This is a genomic window from Bradyrhizobium sp. 172, from assembly GCF_023101065.1.
In the GTDB taxonomy this organism is placed as follows: domain Bacteria; phylum Pseudomonadota; class Alphaproteobacteria; order Rhizobiales; family Xanthobacteraceae; genus Bradyrhizobium; species Bradyrhizobium canariense_D.
In genome coordinates this window covers 4,362,069-4,382,199 of record NZ_CP064701.1, presented here as the reverse complement: position 1 = coordinate 4,382,199, position 20,131 = coordinate 4,362,069, and the positions used below count along the sequence as shown (strand labels likewise).

27 protein-coding genes are annotated in these 20,131 nt (G+C 64.1%); 18 read left to right on the top strand and 9 right to left on the bottom strand.

Annotation, left to right across the window (positions count from 1 at the left end; translation table 11 throughout):
- Window positions 1–89: 89 nt before the first annotated feature.
- The 5 genes from IVB07_RS21215 to IVB07_RS21195 all read left to right on the top strand — a co-directional run bounded on the left by IVB07_RS21215 (window position 90) and on the right by IVB07_RS21195 (window position 3,553).
- Entirely contained in the window at window positions 90–1,106 is a 1,017-nt protein-coding gene (locus tag IVB07_RS21215) for an ABC transporter substrate-binding protein (RefSeq protein ID WP_018454546.1), read from the top strand.
- 273 nt (window positions 1,107–1,379) lie between these two features.
- A complete protein-coding gene (minC, locus tag IVB07_RS21210) occupies window positions 1,380–2,078 on the top strand; it encodes a septum site-determining protein MinC (RefSeq protein ID WP_026232759.1) in 699 nt (232 codons plus the stop codon).
- Between the two features lie 19 nt (window positions 2,079–2,097).
- Window positions 2,098–2,913 carry a septum site-determining protein MinD gene (gene minD, locus IVB07_RS21205; RefSeq protein ID WP_007591740.1) on the top strand — a complete coding sequence of 272 codons (816 nt, stop codon included), beginning with the start codon at window positions 2,098–2,100 and terminating at the stop codon, window positions 2,911–2,913.
- Window positions 2,910–3,191, top strand: coding sequence for a cell division topological specificity factor MinE (minE, locus tag IVB07_RS21200; protein ID WP_007591739.1), 282 nt, complete (start codon window positions 2,910–2,912; stop codon window positions 3,189–3,191). The genes minD and minE overlap by 4 nt, the downstream gene beginning before the upstream one ends.
- Before the next feature lie 176 nt (window positions 3,192–3,367).
- A complete protein-coding gene (locus IVB07_RS21195) occupies window positions 3,368–3,553 on the top strand; it encodes a hypothetical protein (RefSeq protein ID WP_018454544.1) in 186 nt (61 codons plus the stop codon).
- A gap of 13 nt (window positions 3,554–3,566) precedes the next feature.
- On the opposite strand, the gene IVB07_RS21190 is transcribed toward IVB07_RS21195, so the two are convergent.
- The 4 genes from IVB07_RS21190 to IVB07_RS21175 all read right to left on the bottom strand — a co-directional run bounded on the left by IVB07_RS21190 (window position 3,567) and on the right by IVB07_RS21175 (window position 6,033).
- Complete coding sequence (locus tag IVB07_RS21190) at window positions 3,567–3,818, bottom strand: hypothetical protein (protein WP_018454543.1); 252 nt, start codon at window positions 3,816–3,818, stop codon at window positions 3,567–3,569.
- A gap of 108 nt (window positions 3,819–3,926) precedes the next feature.
- Window positions 3,927–4,316 carry a hypothetical protein gene (locus IVB07_RS21185; protein ID WP_018454542.1) on the bottom strand — a complete coding sequence of 130 codons (390 nt, stop codon included), beginning with the start codon at window positions 4,314–4,316 and terminating at the stop codon, window positions 3,927–3,929.
- 92 nt (window positions 4,317–4,408) lie between these two features.
- Entirely contained in the window at window positions 4,409–4,639 is a 231-nt protein-coding gene (locus IVB07_RS21180; protein ID WP_007591727.1) for a hypothetical protein, read from the bottom strand.
- A 371-nt stretch (window positions 4,640–5,010) separates the two neighbouring features.
- Window positions 5,011–6,033 carry a hypothetical protein gene (locus IVB07_RS21175; RefSeq protein WP_018454541.1) on the bottom strand — a complete coding sequence of 341 codons (1,023 nt, stop codon included), beginning with the start codon at window positions 6,031–6,033 and terminating at the stop codon, window positions 5,011–5,013.
- A gap of 387 nt (window positions 6,034–6,420) precedes the next feature.
- Here IVB07_RS21175 and IVB07_RS21170 point away from each other — a divergent pair, with 387 nt between their 5' ends.
- Window positions 6,421–7,017, top strand: coding sequence for a L,D-transpeptidase (locus IVB07_RS21170; protein ID WP_198293348.1), 597 nt, complete (start codon window positions 6,421–6,423; stop codon window positions 7,015–7,017).
- 7 nt (window positions 7,018–7,024) lie between these two features.
- On the opposite strand, the gene IVB07_RS21165 is transcribed toward IVB07_RS21170, so the two are convergent.
- Entirely contained in the window at window positions 7,025–7,453 is a 429-nt protein-coding gene (locus IVB07_RS21165; RefSeq protein WP_018454539.1) for a hypothetical protein, read from the bottom strand.
- Window positions 7,454–7,632: 179 nt separating this feature from the next.
- Complete coding sequence (locus IVB07_RS21160) at window positions 7,633–8,097, bottom strand: MarR family transcriptional regulator (RefSeq protein WP_018454538.1); 465 nt, start codon at window positions 8,095–8,097, stop codon at window positions 7,633–7,635.
- A 103-nt stretch (window positions 8,098–8,200) separates the two neighbouring features.
- On the opposite strand from IVB07_RS21160, the gene IVB07_RS21155 reads away from it, so the two are divergent.
- The 3 genes from IVB07_RS21155 (at window position 8,201) to IVB07_RS21145 (ending at window position 11,731) form a co-directional block, all read left to right on the top strand.
- Window positions 8,201–10,123 carry an FAD-binding monooxygenase gene (locus IVB07_RS21155; RefSeq protein ID WP_247766647.1) on the top strand — a complete coding sequence of 641 codons (1,923 nt, stop codon included), beginning with the start codon at window positions 8,201–8,203 and terminating at the stop codon, window positions 10,121–10,123.
- Window positions 10,124–10,291: 168 nt separating this feature from the next.
- Entirely contained in the window at window positions 10,292–11,278 is a 987-nt protein-coding gene (locus IVB07_RS21150; RefSeq protein ID WP_026232757.1) for an SH3 domain-containing protein, read from the top strand.
- 174 nt (window positions 11,279–11,452) lie between these two features.
- Complete coding sequence (locus IVB07_RS21145; protein ID WP_026232756.1) at window positions 11,453–11,731, top strand: hypothetical protein; 279 nt, start codon at window positions 11,453–11,455, stop codon at window positions 11,729–11,731.
- 54 nt (window positions 11,732–11,785) lie between these two features.
- Here the strand turns inward: IVB07_RS21145 and IVB07_RS21140 are convergent, their stop codons facing one another.
- Window positions 11,786–12,028 (bottom strand): DUF3551 domain-containing protein, encoded by a 243-nt coding sequence (locus IVB07_RS21140; RefSeq protein WP_018454534.1) that lies wholly within the window; start codon window positions 12,026–12,028, stop codon window positions 11,786–11,788.
- A gap of 139 nt (window positions 12,029–12,167) precedes the next feature.
- Here IVB07_RS21140 and IVB07_RS21135 point away from each other — a divergent pair, with 139 nt between their 5' ends.
- On the top strand, window positions 12,168–12,347 hold the full coding sequence (locus IVB07_RS21135; RefSeq protein ID WP_026232755.1) for a hypothetical protein: 180 nt from the start codon (window positions 12,168–12,170) through the stop codon (window positions 12,345–12,347).
- 83 nt (window positions 12,348–12,430) lie between these two features.
- Window positions 12,431–12,745: a hypothetical protein gene (locus tag IVB07_RS21130; protein WP_018454532.1), complete on the top strand. Its 315-nt coding sequence runs from the start codon at window positions 12,431–12,433 to the stop codon at window positions 12,743–12,745.
- A gap of 254 nt (window positions 12,746–12,999) precedes the next feature.
- Here the strand turns inward: IVB07_RS21130 and IVB07_RS21125 are convergent, their stop codons facing one another.
- Window positions 13,000–13,665, bottom strand: coding sequence for a class I SAM-dependent methyltransferase (locus IVB07_RS21125; RefSeq protein ID WP_247362919.1), 666 nt, complete (start codon window positions 13,663–13,665; stop codon window positions 13,000–13,002).
- Between the two features lie 78 nt (window positions 13,666–13,743).
- On the opposite strand from IVB07_RS21125, the gene IVB07_RS21120 reads away from it, so the two are divergent.
- The 4 genes from IVB07_RS21120 to pdxY all read left to right on the top strand — a co-directional run bounded on the left by IVB07_RS21120 (window position 13,744) and on the right by pdxY (window position 17,375).
- On the top strand, window positions 13,744–14,772 hold the full coding sequence (locus IVB07_RS21120; protein WP_247766646.1) for an IS110 family transposase: 1,029 nt from the start codon (window positions 13,744–13,746) through the stop codon (window positions 14,770–14,772).
- 362 nt (window positions 14,773–15,134) lie between these two features.
- Window positions 15,135–15,779, top strand: coding sequence for a TetR family transcriptional regulator (locus IVB07_RS21115; protein WP_026232754.1), 645 nt, complete (start codon window positions 15,135–15,137; stop codon window positions 15,777–15,779).
- Between the two features lie 92 nt (window positions 15,780–15,871).
- Window positions 15,872–16,513, top strand: coding sequence for an FMN-binding negative transcriptional regulator (locus tag IVB07_RS21110; RefSeq protein ID WP_018454528.1), 642 nt, complete (start codon window positions 15,872–15,874; stop codon window positions 16,511–16,513).
- A gap of 49 nt (window positions 16,514–16,562) precedes the next feature.
- Window positions 16,563–17,375: a pyridoxal kinase gene (gene pdxY, locus IVB07_RS21105; protein WP_018454527.1), complete on the top strand. Its 813-nt coding sequence runs from the start codon at window positions 16,563–16,565 to the stop codon at window positions 17,373–17,375.
- 10 nt (window positions 17,376–17,385) lie between these two features.
- Here pdxY and IVB07_RS21100 read toward each other — a convergent pair whose 3' ends face one another.
- The gene (locus IVB07_RS21100) at window positions 17,386–18,696 is read right to left on the bottom strand and encodes a hypothetical protein (protein WP_026232753.1); all 1,311 of its coding nucleotides are present in this window, start codon (window positions 18,694–18,696) and stop codon (window positions 17,386–17,388) included.
- A gap of 324 nt (window positions 18,697–19,020) precedes the next feature.
- On the opposite strand from IVB07_RS21100, the gene IVB07_RS21095 reads away from it, so the two are divergent.
- From IVB07_RS21095 to IVB07_RS21085, 3 genes are all read left to right on the top strand, one after another.
- Window positions 19,021–19,224 carry a hypothetical protein gene (locus tag IVB07_RS21095; protein WP_247297420.1) on the top strand — a complete coding sequence of 68 codons (204 nt, stop codon included), beginning with the start codon at window positions 19,021–19,023 and terminating at the stop codon, window positions 19,222–19,224.
- Between the two features lie 174 nt (window positions 19,225–19,398).
- Window positions 19,399–19,653 carry a hypothetical protein gene (locus tag IVB07_RS21090; RefSeq protein WP_018454524.1) on the top strand — a complete coding sequence of 85 codons (255 nt, stop codon included), beginning with the start codon at window positions 19,399–19,401 and terminating at the stop codon, window positions 19,651–19,653.
- A 247-nt stretch (window positions 19,654–19,900) separates the two neighbouring features.
- Complete coding sequence (locus tag IVB07_RS21085) at window positions 19,901–20,047, top strand: hypothetical protein (RefSeq protein WP_018454523.1); 147 nt, start codon at window positions 19,901–19,903, stop codon at window positions 20,045–20,047.
- Window positions 20,048–20,131 lie beyond the last annotated feature (84 nt).

Below are 20,131 nucleotides of genomic sequence, written 5' to 3'. Positions count from 1 at the left end.
CAGTTGACAAGTTGAGGGCGGCCTTGTTGCATTGGTATCCTCACGGGGGGAGAGCGACAAGCCGGTCGCGGGCAACGAGGAGAGATGCGATGAAGCGTTTGCAGGCGGCGGGCTCGGCCCTGGCGGTGGCCCTGATGCTCGGATCACCAGTCGTGCCCGCGAACGCGGGCGAGGCGGTCAATCTGATTCTGAACTGGGCGCCGACGGCCGATCACTCGCCCTATTATTACGCCAAGGCGCAAGGCTGGTACGAGAAAGCGGGCATCGATCTGACCATCGAGGTCGGCAAGGGCTCCGGCGTCTCCGCCGCCAAGGTCGGCTCCGGCGGCTCGCCCTTCGGCGTCGCCGATCTCGCCACCATGCTGGTGGCGAAGAGCAAGGGGGCTGACGCTGTTGCCGTGATGAGCGTCTACGCCAACACCGGCCAGACCTTCTACTGGTTGAAGAGCTACGGCGTGAACGGGGTGAAGGATTTTGCCGGCCACAAGATCGGCAATCCGCCCGGGGACGCCTCGCGTGTGATGTGGCCGGCCTTCGCCAAGGCTGCAGGGCTTGCGCCCGACTCCGTCGGCTTCGTCAATGTCGGGCCGACGGCGAAGATCGCCGCGCTCAAGAGCCATACGGTCGACATCATCAGCGACTTCTACAACGAGCACGATTTGAAGGTGATCGAGTTCGGAAGCGATCTCGGCTACGTCAATTGGAAGGACATCGGGCTCAACCCTTACGGCAATTCGCTGATCGTCAACGGCGGCTATCTGCAGAAGAACCCGAAGCTGGTCGAGGCGTTCGTGCGGGTCACGCAAAAGGCCTTCGCGACCTGCGTCGCCGACGCCGCGCCCTGCCTGAAGGCGCTGCTCGATCAGGTCTCCGGTCTCGACAAGGAGAACCAGGAGCGCCAGTGGGAGCGCATCAAGTCCCTGATGACGGACGAATTCACGACGACGAAGGCACTCGGCTGGATCGACGGCGAGCGGATGAAGAAGGACTACGATCTGGTCCAGACCTATCTCGGCATGGAGAAGCCGTTCGACGTCACGACGGCGTTCACGACCAAGATGCTGGACCCCGCCATCAAGATGGATGCGAGCAAGGTGAAGAAGTAGGGGGCTGGTCGCCGCGCCGGCCCCACATTCCGCTGTCATGCCCCGGCTTGACCGGGGCATCCAGTACGCCGCAGCCTTTCGGCTGACCCGCAACCGTCTCGGAGTACTGGATCGCCCGCCTTCGCGGGCGATGACCGTTGTGCGGGGCGAGAGCGCCTGCTCAACGCCCTTGGTGCGCTTCCATGCCACGTAACCCCACGGAGAAATTAACCGGCCATTAACCATATCGGCGGCATCGTTAACCATTCAATAACAGGGGACGAGTCGGCCGCTATGGAGGCTGCAGTAAAACCTCAACGCCAAATGGTTCGCCTGCGCGGGCGCTCCTATGTGGCCTTCGTCTTCGTGCCGACGGTTCCCATCCAGGACTGGCTGCAGGAGATCGACACCACCATCGCGCGCTCGCCGGGCTTCTTCGCCGGCCGCCCCGTGGTGATCGACCTGTCCTCGGTCGATCTCAGCCAGTCCGGCATCGGCCATCTGCTCACCAGCCTTCAGGACCGCAACATCCGCGTGCTCGGGATCGAGGGCGTGGAGGAGGGCCGGTTGAACCCCATGATGCCGCCGCTGCTTTCGGGCGGGCGCAGCTGCGTGGTCGAGCCGAGTGCGCCCAAGAAGGTCGAGGCAAAGGTCGAGACCAAGCCGACCTCGCTGCTGCTCGAAAGCCCCGTGCGGTCGGGCCAGACCGTGATCTTCCCCGAGGGTGACGTCACCATTTTGGGCTCTGTCGGCTCCGGCGCCGAGGTCGTTGCCGGCGGCTCCATTCACATTTACGGCGCGCTACGCGGTCGCGCCATGGCGGGCGTGAACGGTCACACGAGCGCGCGCATCTATTGTCAGAAGATCGAGGCCGAACTGCTTGCAATCGATGGTTTTTACCAGACCGCCGACGATATCGACGCGGCCCTGCGCGGCAAGCCGGCCCAGGCCTGGCTGCAGGGCAACACCATGCGAATTACTGCGCTGAACTGACCAGAAGGAGATTTGAGAGATGGCCAAGGTACTGGTCGTGACGTCAGGCAAGGGGGGCGTCGGAAAGACCACGACGACCGCCGCACTGGGGGCTGCGCTCGCGCAGCGCGGCGAAAAGGTCGTCGTCGTCGATTTCGACGTCGGCTTGCGCAACCTCGACCTCGTGATGGGCGCCGAACGCCGCGTCGTGTTCGACCTCATCAACGTGGTGCAGGGCGTCGCAAAGCTGCCGCAGGCCCTGATCAAGGACAAGCGGCTGGAGAACCTCTGGCTGCTGCCGGCCTCGCAAACCCGCGACAAGGACGCGCTGACCGAAGAGGGCGTGGGCAAGGTCATCGACGATCTGCGCAGCCGTTTCGACTGGGTGATCTGCGACAGTCCGGCCGGCATCGAGCGCGGCGCCTCCATGGCGATGCGCTTTGCCGACGAAGCCGTGATCGTCACCAATCCCGAAGTCTCCTCGGTGCGCGATTCCGATCGCATCATCGGCATGCTCGATTCCAAGACGGTGCGGGCCGAGAAGGGCGAGCGGGTCGAGAAGCACATTCTCATCACCCGCTATGATCCCTCGCGCGCCGCGCGCGGCGAGATGCTGACCATCGAGGACATCCTCGAAATTCTTGCAACGCCCCTGCTCGGCATCATCCCGGAGAGCCAGGACGTGCTGCGCGCCTCCAACGTCGGCACGCCCGTGACGCTGTCGAACGCGGAAGGCGCACCGGCGCGGGCCTATATCGACGCGGCCCGACGGCTGTGCGGCGACACCGTGCCCATGCAGGTGCCGACCGAGCGCAAGGGCTTCATGGACCGCCTGCTGCGACGGAGGGCCGCATGAGCATGGGTCTGCTTCGGCTTCTCCGCGGCAACAAGGCCTCTGCACCCGTCGCGCGCGAACGGTTGCAGATCCTGCTTGCCCATGAACGCGGACTGCGCGGCCAGCCCGATCTGCTCGGTGTGCTGCGTGAGGAAATTCTCGCGGTCGTCTCCAGGCACGTCACGCTGGACCCGACCAAGGTCATCGTCCGGCTCGATCGCGGCGACGAGGTCTCGACCCTCGAGGTCGATATCGAGGTGCCCAACGATTTCGAGCGCAAGCGCGCGGCGGCCGGCTAGGGACCTCGGCCGCGACGCTTCAAATTTGGGGTTGGTGAAAAGGCGGTCCGCTGGGCATAGCGGGCCGCCTTTTGCTTGCTGACGTGAACGCTACGGAACGAGGTCCGGGGCTCAATCGTTGTGAACAACCCGCGGCGGCGCGATGCACCGCGGTTTCGTCAAACGGGAGAACGCCCATGATGACCGAGGTCCAGGTCCACACCGTCGCGCGCCAGATGCTGGAACAGCATGGTTTTGCTGCGATCGCGAAGGCCGCCGAACAGGCCAGGGCTTGTGAGGGCCGCGGCGAGGCCGACGAGGCCAAAGAGTGGCGTCACATCGCGGACGCGATGAAGATCATCCGCGGTCCGCACCAGAGCTGACACTCCCCCGCGTTCAACGCTCCCCGCGGTCAGCGCCCTGCGGCGAGGTGCGATTCTGTGTCTGCGGCTGGGAGCGCTCGCCCGTCTCCTTGCAGGGGAGCGGCTCCCACGAGCCATCCGGCGCCTGCTGATAAGCGCTACACGACGAAGACGAGGTCGATTTGTCCTCGCCCTTCTGGGCATTGGAATTCTTCGCCAGCACGGGCGCAGTCAGCATCGGTGCGACGGCAAACGCGACCGCGAGAAGGACATGGTTGATCCGCATGGAGCTCCCCTGTTCGAGTTCGAAAGAGCCGCATGCTGGCGAGAAATGTGACGATTATTGGCCGAAGCAAAAATTCCGGCGCGGCGTGCTTAACGCCGCACGATCACGCTAGCCGCCCTTGCTGCGGATCAGGCCGGCGAGGTTGGTCTTCTGGGCCTCGCACCAGTTGGGCATGCCGAGGCGGCGTTGGTTGAGGTCGGTCGCCTGGGTGGCCACCGCGACCTCGGCCATCAGATCGTCGTCCTGCTTCTCGCCCATCTTGCCACCCGTGTGCATCCAGGCGATCGCCTTGCGGACCTTCTCGGTGGTGCCTTCGGGCAGCTGCATCTGCTCCGCCTTCTGCACCAGATCCTGGTAGGCGATATCGGTGCCCGGACATTCGACCTTGGCGGCGAAGGCCTGCAAGACCAACGTGACATAGGTCGAGCGTGGATGGTCGGCCGCTTGGGCGGACGCGGCCAGCAGCAACAGGGCCGTCATCAGAAAACCAGTGCGCATCCTTGGTACCTCCCCGAATTTTCGGGAAGGCTAGCGGCTGCCGCGCCGCTCCGCAATGGGGATAGCGTGCGCCCGCGAAGCCGGCCGGCGGGTTAGCGCCGCCAGGCCGGCACCGGATCGAGCGGCGTGCGATAGACCTCTTTGTGATCGCGGTCGGTGACGCGCACAGCGCAACCCTTGCTTTGCAGCTCGGGCTTCACCTGCGACAGCTCGGTGGCCAGTTGAACGGCGCGATCGGAGGCGACCTCGATGTCTTCGAGGATGATACCGCCCTGGTTCTTGAACTCTTCACCAACCACGAGATCGAAGGAATAGTAAGGCATCCGAATTCCCCGGTGTGACGAATTGAGCTTCGGGTGGACGTTTCAACACATGACCGATGGTACCACTGAGTCGATGTTTATCGAATGAACGGCGCGCGCAATCTCTCTGCTTATGCGCAGAAATGATGTGCAGCATTCAAGCGTGTTAAGATTTTATTAAATATGTCGGCGTGATCATGAGGCATGGAATTGCAGCAGAACCGGGCTCCGGGAACCGGCAGCTGCAAGAGAAGGCCGCCGGCATAGATCCCGACGGCCTTTTCTCTTGATGGAAAACGATCGAAGCTCGCTTCCCGTAGTCATCCGGATTCAACGCATCACATCGACTCTGACAGCATCGCTGGTGCGACGCGTCGTCGCGTGACGATGGTTCAGCGCAGCGGCATTGGCGGGCGTACGACAGGTCCGTCGTCGTCGGCAACGGCTTGCGTCGTCATGGCAGCGGGCGGTGGGGCTGCGGCAGCCTGCGAGGCCGGCGGCGGCGGAGCGAGCGGCGCCGGCGAATAAGCCGGCATGTAGGTGTGCGACACGACCGGCTTCGGTTTGCGAACCGGCGGCGCCGCGGGCCGCGGCGGTAGCGCGGACATTTGCGCGCGCGGATCGACGCGCGGCTTCGTATCGGCCACCGGCTTCGGCGCGGGCGGCTTCGCCATCTCGCGTGCCATCTGCTCCTGCCCGGCCTTCAACTCGGCGATGTTGGCCTTGAGCTGCTCGATCTGTTGCGCCATCGCGGTGAGATCGCGCGTCATCGACTGCACCGATTGTACAGGATCGGGTTGTGTTGCCGGGGGCACTGCTGCTGCAACCTGGGTTGCAGGCGGAGCCGCCGATTGGTCGGCCGCTTGATCCGTTGCGACTTGATCAGTTGCGGGCTGGTCCGCAGGCGACGCGGCCTGCGCGGCGGCGACCGGTGCCGTCTGCGACGTCGAAGGCAACAGCGACGCCAAAGCCGGGGTCCATTCGGCGAGCATCTGTCTTGCGGTGTCGCCATGTTTCTCCCAGGCGACAGTGGCGGCTGCGCTTCCGCCCGCAAACAGCATCGTGACGAACGCACCGCGCAGCCACTTGCCGGCGGAAGAGCGCTTCTGCCGGCTGAGGCCATCACTGGCCGCGACGCGCACGGCGGTGTCGACCGAGGGCGCTGCCGGCTGCGGCTCCGCGACGGGACTGAACTTCGGCTCCGGATTCATTCTGGGCTTCAGCAGGAACGCCGGATCTATTTTGGGTTCCGGACGGGTCGTGATCTCAGGCGCGAGCGCGGGCGCAACGCTGAGAGGGCGCGAGGCCAGCAAAATGTCAGGCGAAATCTGCACGGCGTCGTGCGGGTCGTTGTTCGTGACCGTGTCCTTCACGATCTCATCGACGATTTGCCGAGAGTTCAGCGTCGCGAGCATCGCAGCTCCTTTGAAGCCTGGGTGTTTTGAAGCCCCAGGTGTTGAGTATTGAGGTATCGGTCGTTCGCATTGGCGCGAGCAGATCCGTTGAGGTGGGCCCATCCAAATCCCCAAATCCGATGAGGCCCAAGCACCATGACCCACGAGTCCAGCCGGGTTTGACCAAAGCAAGGCGAGGGGATGGAGACTGTGCGACGCTCTTGCGCCGTTTGTGGTGATGGAACCCGCCTCAGAAAACACGCGTAATTGTTCCACAATGCCTTGTTTTCAGCACGATTTTGGCAGCATCTGGTGTTGCTGGGGGCGCTGCTATCGCTATCGGGGCCGGCGGTGCCAAGATCCTTATTCGTTCTACTCGTCCTTGCCATGCTTCCGTTGGGCGGCTGCATGCAGACGACGCTTTCGCCATCGACGGACGCGAGCATGACGACCCGCGACCGGCAGTTGCTGGCGCATACGCCTTACGCGCAAGCAAACGTGCCCGAGCAATATCTCCGTCATATCGTCGATTATCCGCGCAAGGAGCAGCCGGGCACGATCCTGGTCGATACCGATGCGCGCTATCTCTATTTCGTGCTGCCCGAAGGCAAGGCGATCCGCTACGGCGTCGCGGTCGGCGAGGAAGCCATGGCGTTCTCCGGAGTCGCGCGGGTCGGTCGTCTAGCGGAATGGCCGGATTGGGTTCCGACGGCGGACATCCAGGCGCGGCTCGGGCCCTATCCGGCGCGGGTGCCCGGAGGCCCCGCCAATCCGCTGGGCGCGCGGGGCATCTATCTCTATGCCGGCAACAAGGACACGCTCTACCGCATCCACGGCACCAACCAGCCGGAATATATCGGGCAGGCGATCTCGTCCGGATGCATCCGGATGCGCAACGAGGACGTGATCGATCTCTATGACCGGGTGAAGCTCAACTCAATGGTCGTGGTGCTGCCGCCCGGACAGAACGCGCAAGTCGAGGCGCGGCCCAGCTGGCGCGGGTGAGGTCGCCCTAGTTCTCGGGACGGGCGACGCGCCATTGCAGCGTCGTGGCATTGCCATTGGCCTCGCCCGGCGCCTTGTCGGCCGGCGAGGTGTAGAGCGGACGATAGCGATAGGCCCACATCTTGCTGCCGTCGTTACGGTTGATCACGGTGAAGTCGCCGACCGCTTTGGCATCGGCCGTTGCGGGCAGCGGCACCCAGCTCTCGACGCATTTCCCGTTGCAGTTCGACGTCTTGCCGGTGGTATCGCGCTCGTAATAGTAGAGCGTCATGCCGTTGAGGTCCACGAGTGTGGGGCCCTGCTTGGTCAGGATGACTTTCGCCGGTGAGGTCGCGGGCTTCGGCGGCGGAGGGGCATCGCCGCCGCCATGGCCATTCGCGAGCGCCGGAGCGGTCGAGAGCGCGATCGCCGCTGCCGCAATGAGGAACCTGAACATCCGAAACTCCAGACCGGCAAAGTTAATCGCGCGTTAAACGCCGAATGCCGTCGACCGTAACAGCCGAAGGTTAGTTCCTGGTTTCGCGATACTGCGACAATGAGGGGTAGAATTACGGGGCTTTCTGTCTTGGCACGTTTTCTTGACGCGAAGCGGTATCCACCTCGCTCGAAAACGCTCTATGCCTGCACTCCGCGCAGCGGGGCGCGGCTGAGTTCGTTGCCGGCGGCGATCGCCTTGTGCAGGAGGCGCATCAGATCATCACCTTCCTTCGCGCTGAGGCCACGCAGCATGATGCGTTGCGCGGATTCGACGGCCGGCGTGATCTTGCGCAGCGTGCGGCGGCCTTCGTCGGTGATCTCGAGCTCGCGGGCACGGCGGTCGCGGCGCGAGGCGCGGCGCTCCGCGAGCCCCTTCTGCACGAGCCGGTCGATCACGCCGGTGATGGTGGTGCGGTCGTAGGCGATCAATCCTGCGAGCGTCACCTGGTCGAGCCCCGGATTGGCCTTGATGGTCGCGAGCGCGGCGTATTGCACCGGCGTGAGGTCGAAGCCGGCATCCCCGACCTCGGCCAAAAACACCGCGACCGCGATCTGCTGGAATCGGCGCGCCAGATGTCCGGGCATGTCGTTGTTGTCTTTCACCGAATTTCTCCGTTGGGGCGGGACGGCCGGGATCGTTGACAAGTATACTGATAGTCAGCATACTGATCAATATCCAACCGGAACATCGGCGGGAGAGGTGCTCATGCAATTCCATCTCAATGGATTTCAGCCGGGCGACCCTGAAATCGCCGATCCCGCCGCGCGCATTCAGCCTTCTGGCGCAACGGGCGCCGTGCCTGAAGAGGTCGATGTCCTCATCGTCGGCTGTGGCCCTGCGGGCCTGACGCTCGCGGGCCAGCTTGCGCAGTTTGCCGACATCAAGACCTGCATCGTCGAGCAGAAACCGGACCGCTTGCTGGTCGGGCAGGCCGACGGCATCGCATGCCGCACCATGGAGATGTTCCACGCCTTCGGATTCAGCGAGCGCGTCCTCAAGGAAGCCTGCTGGGTGAACGAGACGACATTCTGGAAGCCGGACGAGCGGGTGCCGGAACATATCGTCCGTAGCGGCCGGGTGCAGGACGTCGAGGACGGCTTGTCGGAATTCCCGCACGTCATTCTCAACCAGGCGCGCATCCATGACGGTTTTCTCGACGTCATGCGCAAGGCGCCGGGCAGGCTCGAGCCCCATTACAGCCGGCGCCTGCTCGACCTTCAGGTCGATCCGGCCGCGGGTCCCGCCGACCATGCCGTGACGGCGCGGCTCGAACGGGTCGATGGCAGGAACGAGGGCAAGATCGAGACGATCAAGGCGCGCTACGTCGTCGGCTGCGACGGCGCCCGCAGCACAGTGCGCAAATCGATCGGTCGCGAGTTGCTCGGCGATTCCGCCAATCATGCCTGGGGCGTGATGGACGTGCTGGCGGTGACCGATTTTCCGGACATCCGCTTCAAGGCTCTGATCCAGTCGGCAAAGGACGGCAGCCTGCTGATCATTCCGCGCGAGGGCGGCTACATGGTGCGCCTCTATGTCGAGCTCGCCAAGCTCGACATCGGCGAGCGCGTCGCCAATCGCAACATCACCGCCGATGACGTGATCGCGAAGGCGCAGCGGATCCTGAAGCCGCATACGCTCGATGTGAAGGAGATCGCGTGGTGGTCGGTGTACGAGATCGGCCAGCGCCTGACCGACAAGTTCGACGACGTGCCGGAGACCGAGACCGCTACGCGGCTGCCGCGGATCTTCATCGCCGGCGATGCCTGCCACACCCACAGCCCGAAGGCGGGGCAGGGCATGAACGTCTCGATGCAGGACGCTTTCAATCTCGGCTGGAAGCTCGCTGCCGTTTTGCGGAAGCAGTCTGCGCCGAGCCTGCTGCATTCCTATTCGGCCGAGCGCCAGGCGATTGCCAAAGAGCTGATCGATTTCGACCGGGAATGGGCGGGGATTCTTGCGTCCGCCGCCAAGGCCGGCGGCGCCGACGCCGCCAGGACGCAGGACTATTTCGTGAGGCACGGTCGCTACACCGCCGGCACGGCGACGCATTACCGCCCGTCGGTTCTGACGGGAGCGACGTCCCACCAGCATCTCGCGCAAGGCCTCGTCATCGGCACGCGATTTCATTCCGCACCGGTGATCCGGCTTGCGGATGCCAAGCCGGTGCATCTCGGTCACGCTGCGCAGGCGGATGGCCGCTTCCGCATCTACGCTTTCTCCGGCGCTGAGGATCCTGCAGCAACCGGATCGGCCGTTCGCGCCTTGTGCAATTTTCTCTCCGATGCGCGGGAGTCGCCGGTCCGGCGTTACACCCCCGCGGTCGCCGACATCGATAGCGTGATCGACCTGCGGGCGGTCTTCCAGCAGGATCATCGCGAGCTCGCTCTCGAGGCGATGCCTGCGCTGCTGCTGCCGCGCAAGGGCCGCTACGGCCTGATCGACTACGAGAAGATGTTCTGTCCGGACCTCAAGAATGGTCAGGACGTTTTCACCATGCGCGGCATTGACCGCAAGGCGGGCTGCATGGTCGTGGTGCGGCCGGATCAGTATGTCGCGACCGTGCTGCCGCTCGATGATTTTGCTGCGCTTGCTGCGTACTTCGACGGCTTCATGCTGCAAGTGAACTGACGGGCCGGCGGCGCACACGTAGGCTCTCTCTGCGCGCGGTGTCGATGAACGGCGAATGAATATTGAACCGCGCGCGGCATCCGTCTCGATCTTTTGGCGGATGAGACCTTCGTACGCGGAACGCCCGTTCCGCTAGCGCGTTCCGACTCGAAAGAGGAGGACTACGCCATGAAATTCCGAAGCGTGTTGTTAGCCGCATTGCTGCTCGCCCCGACGGCCGCGCTGGCCGCACCGGGCATGGTCACCGTCTCGACCGGCCTGCGCGCCGGGCCGGGTTCGGGCTTTCCCCTGGTCGATCGCATCCCCGAGGGCGCCCGCGTCGACATCCATGGTTGCCTGCGCGGCAACGCCTGGTGCGACGTGAGCTTCTCGGATGACCGTGGCTGGGTGTCGTCGCAATATCTCGAATATCTCTATCGCAATCACTACGTCTATCTCCCTGACTATGTCGACGAGGTCGACGTGCCGATCGTCCCCTTCGTGCTGACCTCGTACTGGTCGAGCTATTATCAGGGGCGGCCCTGGTATCGGCGGCATGCTCACTGGAATAGCTACTGGACTTCGCATCAGCGCGACGCGACGCGGATGACGATCGATCCACGCGCGGCTCGCATCGGCCGCGCGGCAACGCGCGATGCGGCGGTCGCACTCGGGCGCAACGGCGCGAATGCCAAGGAAAGTGTCAAGGGCGCGGCCGCGGTCTCCGGCCGTGATGCCGCAACTTCACGGCACGACGCCGCCATCGCCAGGCACGAGACTCCGGTGACGACGGACCGGAGCCGTGCGGGACGAGCTGACCCCATCGCGCATGAGCGGACCAATCTGCAGAGCCGCAATCCGCGGGACGCTCAGGCCCGCATCATGCACGAGCAGGCCGCACACCGCGCGGCTCTGCGTGCGCAGCCGATGGCGCGCCCACATGAGGCGCCGCGCGTATCAGCCGCTCCCGCAAGCCGGCCCGCGATGCCGCATGTGGCTCAGCCGAACGTCGGCCACGGTTCGCCGATGAACGCTCATGCCCAAATGCCTGCGCCGCGCGCGGCTGCGCCTGCGATGCCTCACGGCGGTGGCGGCGGCGCACCTCACATCAACGCCGCGCCGCACGGCGGCGGTGCCCCGGCCGGCGGTCCCGGTGGCGGGCACCAAAAGCACTAAAGTTGCCAACGAAAGCCCGGCCCTCGCGCCGGGCTTTCTGTTTGGGCCGGAACGGGTTCCCTGCCCATACAATTTAAGAAGCTTCTTCGCGGGCAGATTTCATCGATCGTAATATGTCTACTCAAAGCTGTAAGCATTCCACTCGGGGCAGCGGGGCACGGGAGGATGACGACGATGAGACAGAACCAGGCGGAGACGCGCCGCCACAATGTCGCCAAGCGGTCGATGACCAAGGAAGCCAAGCAGCTGTCCGGCCTGATTGCCGGATTGCGCCAATCTCTCGAGGTGATTCAAAAGGAGCGATCGAGCACCAAACTCTCCGGCGCCGAGATGGGCCTTCTCGACGAACGCCGCAACAATTTGTTGCTGACCATCGCAGCTCTCGACGACCGCCTCTCGGCGGTGCAGGGGCTGATCGATCTTGGCCGTCCCCATATCATTCGCGTCCACTGATCGGAGCGCTGACCTGATGCTATCGGCTTCGTCGCGGCGGCGACGGAACCGGGCTCAGCTGTCTGCTCCGCGTGGCATAGGATTGGCGTAGCACTGGGCGGACTGCCCGGAGGCGGTCGCGGCGCACTGCGCGATCGTCGCAAAACTGCAATCGATGCTGCGGCCGTCGATCGTGTAGATCTCGATGCAGACGGGATGGCGCGGATCGTAGGTCTGGGCGGCTGTCGGCGGCACGCCGAGCAGGCCCGCACCAAACAAGCCCGCGACAAGCAGAATCGCATTGATGAAGCGGCGCACGATCGATCTCCTTCGCTCAGCCGGAACAAAGCACAATGCTGCCGCGGATGGCACCAAATTGCCACGCTCCCGGCGAATTGCCGCCAAAGCCCGCTGCCACGACGAGAGCAGGTGCAGGGGCAACGCAAGGGGATGCGCATTGGCCTACAAGATGGTCGCAGAACGCGACAACGAGAAGTGCAGTTTTGCCCGCGAGAGCCGTTTGCTCATCGTGGCGAAGGCGAAGGTTTGGGCGAGCGAGGGGTGGAAGGTCGTCATCACCGACCAGGACGGCAAGGCCTACGCGCCGCCCGACTTCGATCAGCTATTGGCGGCCTGACCGCAAGACCGGGCAGGACGACATTGATCTCGTACTTTCGACCGGGGCGCGATCTGATCGCGCCCCTGATGACTCTTCCAACGATGACTCTTGCAGCCGCGGCCGTTCTGACGGCGACATTTGCCGCCGCGCAAAATCTCGATGCCGGCAAGTCGCCGCAAAAGCTCTTCGCCGATGCTTGCACGACGTGCCATCGCAGCCCCCGCGGCCTTGCCAAAGGGCGCTTCAACCTGACGCTGTCCTGGTTCCTGAAGGACCATTACGCAACCAGTTCGGATACAGCCAAGGCACTTGCCGCCTATCTGGAATCGGTCGATGCGGCGCCGCCGCGAGTTGCGGCCAAGCCTGGCGCGAAGCGATCCAGGCCGCATCCTCCCAAGCCGTCGCAAAGCCAATAGCGTGAGCCGGCTGCGAGACGGCGTCGCGAAGCTGAAGGCCTTGCCGGCATCAATGCACCGTGGCCGCCGAGAACAGGTTGATGACCACCACTCCGGACACGATCAGCGCGATGCCGACGAAGGCGGCAGCGACATTGCCGGGTCCAACTATCACGCGTCAGTGACGAACCTGCGACACGGCGGAGCGCAGCACGAAACCGCCGCGCGATGGTTCGCGCGGCGGCTCATTGGTGTCGCGCCGATTCGACGTGGCGTTAGTTGATCCGCACGGAGAGTTCGACGTCCTCGGCAAAGGCCGTGGACATGTAGCCGCTTCCGGGGCTGCGCATGCGCGCCAGATAGTCGGGGCTGTCGTCGGCGTTGTCGGCGACGATGATCGCGCCCGGCCGGAGATGGCCTTCGACCAGATCCAGGATATCGGGGTAGAGCGCCTTGGCGCCGTCGAGCAGCACGAGATCGATCGTGTCGGGCAGGTCGACTTGAAGCATCTTCAGCGCGTCGCCTTCGCGGATTTCGACGAGGTCCAGCAGCCCGCCGGCCGCGAGGTTCTCGCGCGCCCGGGCCACCTTGGACGGTTCGAATTCGCTGGTGATGAGGCGGCCGCCGCCATTGTCGCGTAAGCCCGCGGCAAGGTGCAGGGTCGAGATGCCGAACGAGGTGCCGAACTCGACGATCGCTTTGGCGCGGGAGCTGCGTGCGAGGATGTAAAGCAGATGACCGGTCTCGCGGGAGACCGCGAGCGGTGCGTCCTTCAGCCGCCCGTAGAGGTCGCGGTAAGCGGTCTTGCTCCGCATCATCCGTGCGCGGTCGGCGTCGGTCACATCGGCGAAGGCGGCTCGCATCGCGCCGCGCGCCGCTTCGTCCTGGTCGAACAGACGATCGAGCAGTGGCGCAAGTGATGTGATGGTCGGGGTGGTCATGTGCTGGTGTGGACGGCCTCTCATCCCCACGGTTTGATGGCGCTCTCGGCGTCACAGAAAAGATGAGAGGAAAGTCTAATGAATATTCCCGTTCGTATCGGCATGGATACCTCGAAGTCGGTGTTCCAGCTTCACGGTGTTGATGAAAATGAGGTAGTGGTTGTCCGGCGCCAATTTCGGCGAGCCGAGATGATCCGCTACTTCGAGCGGCTTCCGCCGGTTCTCGTCGCCATAGAGTCTTGCGGCAGCTCGCACCATTGGGGGCGCCTGCTCCAATCTTTCGGGCACGAGGTAAAGCTGATCCCTCCTCAATACGTGAAGGCTTACGTGAAGCGCGGCAAGAACGACGCGGCCGACGCCGAGGCACTGTGCGAGGCGGTTACCCGGCCCAGCATGCGGTTCGTACCGGTGAAGTCGAAGGAACGGCAAGCGGCTTGCATGTTGATGACTGTGCGGGAACGCCTGGTCAGCGTGAAGTCGCAGCTCTCCAATGCTTTCAGGAGCTATGCCGCTGAGTTTGGTATCGTCGGGCCCGCCGGCCAGCAGAACGTCGCGGCACTCATCAAACGTGTGCTCGAAGACGAAAGCCTGCCGGAAATGGCGCGGGATCTCTTCCGCCTTCAGGCTGACGAGTATGCCGCGGTCCAAGCTCGCCTGGCGAAGATCGAGGCCAAGCTGATGAAGTGGCATCGCGAGGATGACATCAGCAGGCGTATTGCGACAATTCCAGGCGTCGGTCCGATTGGGTCGTCGATGCTCAGCATGAAAGCGCCGCCGCCCGAGACGTTCAGATCGGGTCGCGACTTTGCGGCGTGGCTCGGGCTGACACCCAAGGATCATTCAACTGGCGGCCGGCAAAGGCTCGGCGGCATTACAAAGGCCGGAGATTCTATACTGCGATCGACGTTGATCGTCGGTGCAACCGCACTGCTGAGGCATATCCGAAAGGGCCGTCATAAGCCGACACAATGGCTCGCTTCGCTGCTGGGGCGAAAGCCGCCAAAGTTGGTCGCGGTGGCCTTGGCAAACAAGTTTGCCCGCATCGCTTGGCGCCTGATGATATCGGGTGGCGTGTACAAGCAGCCGGTAGCCGCCATGCCGACTTGATCTGAAATCGGCCCGCGAGCGAGGTTGCTCGGCGGATTGCCCACGAACTTGCAGGACGCAGTAGATGGAAGGACCGATCGGTCGATACGCGCGAGCTTCCGAAGATTACACTGGCACTAAGAATGTCGCCCATGTGCTTGGAGCGTGCGTAGCGAACACCATCTCGGCCAGCGGGCTTTGTCCGCGCAAACAGGCCGGACATCTGATAGCAAGCGATCTGGCCAAAAGTCTGCTACAATCCTGACAAGTGGGGGGCCGTCCACATCTGTAGTCTCCAGATGTCGCCGTGCTGCGAGTGCTTGCGTGAGAATTGAAATACGACTAATTCGTCGCATTCGCTATTCGCGTTGCCCGAGGGTGCCATGGCAGATCGCCGAAGCCATTCAGTTTCCTCACGAAAACAGCCACAGCAGGCCCGCTCGAACGAGCTGGTGGCGGCCATTCTGGACGCGGCTGTTCAGGTCTTGGCCAAGGAGGGGGCGCAGCGTTTCACGACGGCGCGAGTGGCCGAGCGGGCCGGGGTGAGCGTCGGGTCGCTCTATCAATATTTTCCGAACAAGGCGTCGATCCTGTTCCGCCTCCAGAGCGACGAGTGGCGGCGCACGAGCGAGCTCCTGCGCGGCATCCTGGCGGACCGGGCGAAACCGCCACTGGTACGGCTGCGCGCGCTCGTCCACGCCTTCATTCGTTCCGAGTGCGAGGAGGCTGCGATCCGCACGGCGCTCAGCGACGCCGCGCCGCTCTATCGCGATGCGCCCGAAGCACACGACGCGCGGGCCGCCGGTAAGGGCATCGTCGCGGCCTTCATGCGGGAGGCCCTGCCCAGGGCGCCGGATGCGACGCGGGCGCTTGCCGGCGAGTTGATCAAGACGACGCTGAGCGAGGTTGGCAAGCAGTTCTCGGAGACACCGCGCAACGAGGCGGAGATCGCGCGTCACGCCGACGCAATGGCCGACATGTTCTGCGCCTATATCGATGAGCTGGCACGACTCCGGGATCATTCCTGACATCCGCGTTTGCGGGCCAATACCCCTTCTGACTTGACTGGATCATGAGTTAGCCTCGGTTTGTCCTTCAGCCAGTCAACGAGCGCCCCGCCATGCATGTCCTCCGCCCCCAATTCCGCATCGAGGAGCAGCAAGCGCTGGAATTCGCAAGCCAGCGCGGCTTCGGCACGATCGTCGCGGCGGATGAGCGCGGTCCACGCGCCTCGCATGTGCCCTTCGTGCTGGAGCAGCGCGACGGGCACACGATCGTGCAAATCCATTTCACCGCCAGGAATCCGCTCGTCCCGCTCGCGGATGGTGCGGGGCGCTTTCTGCTGATCGTTGCCGGCGACGACGCCTACATCTCCAATGACTGGTATTCTTCGCGCGACAACGTCTCGACCTGGCTTTACGAGGCCGTGCACCTGTCGGGCGTAGCGCATCTGCGCGGGCTCGACGAGAACCGCAGGCACGGCGATGCACTACTCGCGGTCTCGGAAGCGCGCTTGCCAAAAAAAACTTGGGACCTCGCACAGATGGAGCCCGGCAAGCGCGAGAGCATGCTGGCTGCGATCCGCGTCGTCGATCTCGTGGTGGATACCGTCGAGGGGCAGGCCAAGCTCAATCAGCACAAGAGCGATGTGGACCACGTCGCGGTCGCCGGCCGGCTTGCGCGGTCGGAGGAGAGCGGGCATCGGCGGCTGGCGCGGAAGATGCAAGCGCTGCGGCCGGGACTTGGATATGAGTTTTCGTGATCCGGGCGACCCTTCTCTCGCTAGACAATTACTCCTACGGACCTCCCTCATGCTCGTCATCTCCATTCAAAGCCAGGTGGTCCACGGCCATGTCGGCAACAGCGCCGCCGCCTATGCGATGCAGGCGGAAGGGGTGAATGTCGCGGCGGTGCCGACAACGCTGCTGTCGAACCATCCGCGCTATCCGACCTTGCGCGGGCGGGTGCTGGAGACAGAGCTCGTTTCAGATCTGCTGAGAGGCGTCGAAGAGCGCGATCTCGTCGACGAGGCTGCGGTCCTCGTTACCGGCTATCTCGGTTCGCCCAGCAATGCCGCTGTCATTGCCGATTTCGTCGAGCGGGCGCTGACCCGCAATTCGAAGCTGGTCTATCTCTGCGACCCCGTGATCGGCGATGACGGCCGGGTTTATGTCGCCGACGGCATCCTGGACGTGGTCCGGCACCGGCTGCTGCCCGCCGCCAATCTGACCACGCCGAACCAGTTCGAGCTCGGGCTGCTCGCAGGCCTCGACATCGCGGATGCGCAGGGCCTGCGCGCGGCGTGCGCGGCGCTGGCCGGGACTGGGCGCATCGACGTGGTCGCCACCGGTTGCACGCTCACTGATACGGCGGAAGGGCAGGTGGAAACGATTCTGTGCGCCGGCGGTCAGTTGTCGCGCTTTGCGACGCCGCGCCTTCCGATCCGCCCCTCAGGCACCGGCGATCTTCTCACCGGCCTGATCGCGGCGCATCTGGCCAAGGGCACAGCGACCGAGGCGGCGGTGCGGCTCGCAGTCGAAACCATCTATGCGGTGCTGGTGCGCACGCAGGAAGCAGGCACCGCGGAGATGCGGCTTGTGCCGTTGCCGACGCCGCGACGATAAGCCGTCAAACTCAGGTCGCGCGCTTCGTGGCTGATTGCGCTGATTTCTGCGGCTTCGCGGGGACCTTCTGCTCGCGCGTCGCCTGTGCCTTCGCCTTCGGCGGCTTTGCGCTTGCCACGGCCCGCGCTTTTCTCGGCTTGACGTTGGCTTCCTTGCGGTCCGACGTGCCTCGGCGCGAGACGTATTCCGTACCATCGACCGGGCCGACATGCGGGGGATCGCGGCCGAGATAGGGGCGGCCGATGCCGAGCGCCTTGCCATTGGCGTCGACCCACTTCCACAGCACCTCGGTCGAGACCCAGCGCTGCGCGCGGTTGTCGCCCTTGGTGCTGACGATGTCGGCCGCCATGCCGTGCCCGTAGCCGCCGCGCGTGCTGCCGCCGTGATAGGAACGGTCGGAGGCGGCCTTCAGGCCACTCGCGATCGACTGGCGATAGTCGTCGCGGAACGCGCTGGTGATGCCCGGCGAAAGCCCGGCAGCCTCAGCCGCGAGCAGTGTGCGAAACAGCTTTTTCTTGAAACTCTTGTCCATGCCGCCGATGACGTAGTCCATCATCGACATGCCGGCGCGGTCGGCCGCCTTCGGATCCTTCCAGCCAAAGTCCTCGTCAACCAGCTTCGTGAAGCTGCGCATCACTGTGACCATCTTGCCCTTGCGCTTGACGGTGACGGCCCGGCGATCTGTGACCTTGATCGAGTCTTCCTTGGCCGTGCGCTGGTAGAGCGCCCAGAGATAGCGGTCGATGCAGGCTTCCATCACGTAGCATTCGTCGAGGACCGCGGTCGTGTCCGCAGACGCCGAGGCCTTGCTCGCCACGGGCGCGGGGCCGGTCGCGATTGTCGCGGGCGACAGCGCCTCCGTCGTCACGATCTCAGTGGGATCGGCGGATGCGAGCTTTACCAAGGGCTCCGGCGCCGGAGCCGGAGCAACCTCGCTGGCGACTGGTGTCGGGTCAGGCGACATCTGCGGCGCGAGCGGCGCTTCGGTCGGCAAGATCAGCACTGGGTCGGCCGAGGCGAGCTTGATGGCCGGAGCTGGCGCCTCGGGCGCTGCCGCTTCAGCATTGACCAATTCTGGTGTCGCAGCGATAGCGGCCGCGATATCGGAGGTCAGGGCGACGCCGTCCTCGATGGCCGCAGCGTGCGGGATGTCGGCGAGGTCAAGTCGGCTGAGATCCTTCGCGCGCGAGACGGCGGAAGCATTGGCGCCGCTGTTCTCGATGAGGGCCGGGGCATAGGCGGACAGAGAGAGCGCCAGCCAGCCGGCGAGAACCGCCGAGGGGCAGGAGACCGCCACCAGAAGAGACCGCCGATCATTCATGATCCCTGCCTCCAAACGGTTCTGTTGAACCTCGTCTTCTCCGAACAGTCTGACCAGACAGTCTTGGCCAAACAGTCTTGCACGAAAAGGCACGCCGCGCGTCGATTGTTCTGGGGAGGGTGTGGCGGCGCAATGGCGCAATTCGGCGAAAGCGGGCTTTTCGAGCAGGTGTTGCGCGGCGGCAACGCGGGTTCCGGTTCCACGGGCGCTTGCTCGCCAGCGTTGTGCAAAATTCGATAAAGGCGAATATTTTGGCGCAGGCCGCGTGGCGGTGTTTCGCAGGCACGTTGGGCAACCTTGTCACGGCTAGCGCGTTAGGCGCGCATGACGCATTCCTCGCTTCGTCCGATGGACGCCTTCGATCCCACCGAGCCCGCCATCCTGCACGACCAACTCTCCGATACGATCATCACCTGGACTGCTGAGCAGGCCGACGATTTCAGGCGTGCCAGCCGGCCGGGCCAAGACGGAACCGTGATCTGGAAAGCCTACGTTTTCGACGGCTGGGGCCACGTGCTCGGCGGCTGACCGCCGCTCATTAGGGTGTCATTTCGCGCCGGGGCGGTGATTTTGCCAAGACATCGCGCGCATTAAACATATTGCCATGCACCCGGCGCGTTGTTGCATTGCAACAGCACATGTCGCAATGCAGCAAAATGCGCTTAAATGTGCTCCGAATCTTCCACTGAAGGAGCATCACCCATGAACAAGAAGACTCTGTCAATCGCCGCCGCCATCCTGACGATCGCGGGCAGCACCGCGGCTTTCGCCGCCGAACTGCCGACTTATGAGGCGAACGGCTTTCCGGTCTCCCCGATGCAGGTGCGCGTGCTCGGTGCCGCGCATGTCGAGCAGCAGGCCTCGGCGCCCACCAACGTTGCTTCGGTCCACCAGGCCCGCGTTCTGTCGCCGCGCAAGGTGAAGACCGCTGATGTTACGACGGGTAGCGCCCGCTGATCTGGGGGCGCCACAAGCCAACGTCAAGCCAATGTGATGCAGGCTCGCTTTCTCCGAGTCTGCCCGGACCGCGTTCCCTTTCGGGAGCGCGGTCTTTTTTTGGCGCAGCGAGTCATGATCACGTGCCGGTTGTGTACGGCCGTTCAAAGCGAGTGTGATCTCTTTAATAGTTGCTTTCTGGATCGCGGCGCTTGATGCGGGCGCCGCATATTGAGTAGCCAAGAATCATTTTCATAATGGAGTAGTCGTGCCCGTTGCACAGAAAGCCGTTGTTGCAAGCGTCTCGCCCCGCGCGTTCATTCTCAAGCATCTCGCCTTGTTCGCAGCCGCCGCGCTGTTCGTGTTCGTGCTCAGCCTGACGTATGGGCTCGATCTCAGCCCGGGATTTTTCTGAGCGAAGGCGCGCTGGCGTCTCTCGCTTGCGTGCCAGCCTTGCAGGCACATGGGTTGAGCGACGGCCTCTGTCGGCGTACCGCTT

Coding starts and splice junctions, on each gene's coding strand:
- IVB07_RS21195 (WP_018454544.1), top strand. CDS start 3,368: ATGATGACCGAGGTCCAGGTCCACACCGTCGCGCGCCAGATGCTGGAA.
- IVB07_RS21215 (WP_018454546.1), top strand. CDS start 90: ATGAAGCGTTTGCAGGCGGCGGGCTCGGCCCTGGCGGTGGCCCTGATG.
- minC (WP_026232759.1), top strand. CDS start 1,380: ATGGAGGCTGCAGTAAAACCTCAACGCCAAATGGTTCGCCTGCGCGGG.
- IVB07_RS21150 (WP_026232757.1), top strand. CDS start 10,292: ATGAAATTCCGAAGCGTGTTGTTAGCCGCATTGCTGCTCGCCCCGACG.
- IVB07_RS21090 (WP_018454524.1), top strand. CDS start 19,399: ATGAACAAGAAGACTCTGTCAATCGCCGCCGCCATCCTGACGATCGCG.
- IVB07_RS21190 (WP_018454543.1), bottom strand. CDS start 3,818: ATGCGGATCAACCATGTCCTTCTCGCGGTCGCGTTTGCCGTCGCACCG.
- minD (WP_007591740.1), top strand. CDS start 2,098: ATGGCCAAGGTACTGGTCGTGACGTCAGGCAAGGGGGGCGTCGGAAAG.
- minE (WP_007591739.1), top strand. CDS start 2,910: ATGAGCATGGGTCTGCTTCGGCTTCTCCGCGGCAACAAGGCCTCTGCA.
- IVB07_RS21110 (WP_018454528.1), top strand. CDS start 15,872: ATGCATGTCCTCCGCCCCCAATTCCGCATCGAGGAGCAGCAAGCGCTG.
- IVB07_RS21095 (WP_247297420.1), top strand. CDS start 19,021: ATGACGCATTCCTCGCTTCGTCCGATGGACGCCTTCGATCCCACCGAG.
- IVB07_RS21120 (WP_247766646.1), top strand. CDS start 13,744: ATGAATATTCCCGTTCGTATCGGCATGGATACCTCGAAGTCGGTGTTC.
- IVB07_RS21185 (WP_018454542.1), bottom strand. CDS start 4,316: ATGCGCACTGGTTTTCTGATGACGGCCCTGTTGCTGCTGGCCGCGTCC.
- pdxY (WP_018454527.1), top strand. CDS start 16,563: ATGCTCGTCATCTCCATTCAAAGCCAGGTGGTCCACGGCCATGTCGGC.
- IVB07_RS21130 (WP_018454532.1), top strand. CDS start 12,431: ATGACTCTTGCAGCCGCGGCCGTTCTGACGGCGACATTTGCCGCCGCG.
- IVB07_RS21175 (WP_018454541.1), bottom strand. CDS start 6,033: ATGCTCGCGACGCTGAACTCTCGGCAAATCGTCGATGAGATCGTGAAG.
- IVB07_RS21100 (WP_026232753.1), bottom strand. CDS start 18,696: ATGAATGATCGGCGGTCTCTTCTGGTGGCGGTCTCCTGCCCCTCGGCG.
- IVB07_RS21180 (WP_007591727.1), bottom strand. CDS start 4,639: ATGCCTTACTATTCCTTCGATCTCGTGGTTGGTGAAGAGTTCAAGAAC.
- IVB07_RS21170 (WP_198293348.1), top strand. CDS start 6,421: ATGCAGACGACGCTTTCGCCATCGACGGACGCGAGCATGACGACCCGC.
- IVB07_RS21145 (WP_026232756.1), top strand. CDS start 11,453: ATGAGACAGAACCAGGCGGAGACGCGCCGCCACAATGTCGCCAAGCGG.
- IVB07_RS21155 (WP_247766647.1), top strand. CDS start 8,201: ATGCAATTCCATCTCAATGGATTTCAGCCGGGCGACCCTGAAATCGCC.
- IVB07_RS21115 (WP_026232754.1), top strand. CDS start 15,135: ATGGCAGATCGCCGAAGCCATTCAGTTTCCTCACGAAAACAGCCACAG.
- IVB07_RS21125 (WP_247362919.1), bottom strand. CDS start 13,665: ATGACCACCCCGACCATCACATCACTTGCGCCACTGCTCGATCGTCTG.
- IVB07_RS21165 (WP_018454539.1), bottom strand. CDS start 7,453: ATGTTCAGGTTCCTCATTGCGGCAGCGGCGATCGCGCTCTCGACCGCT.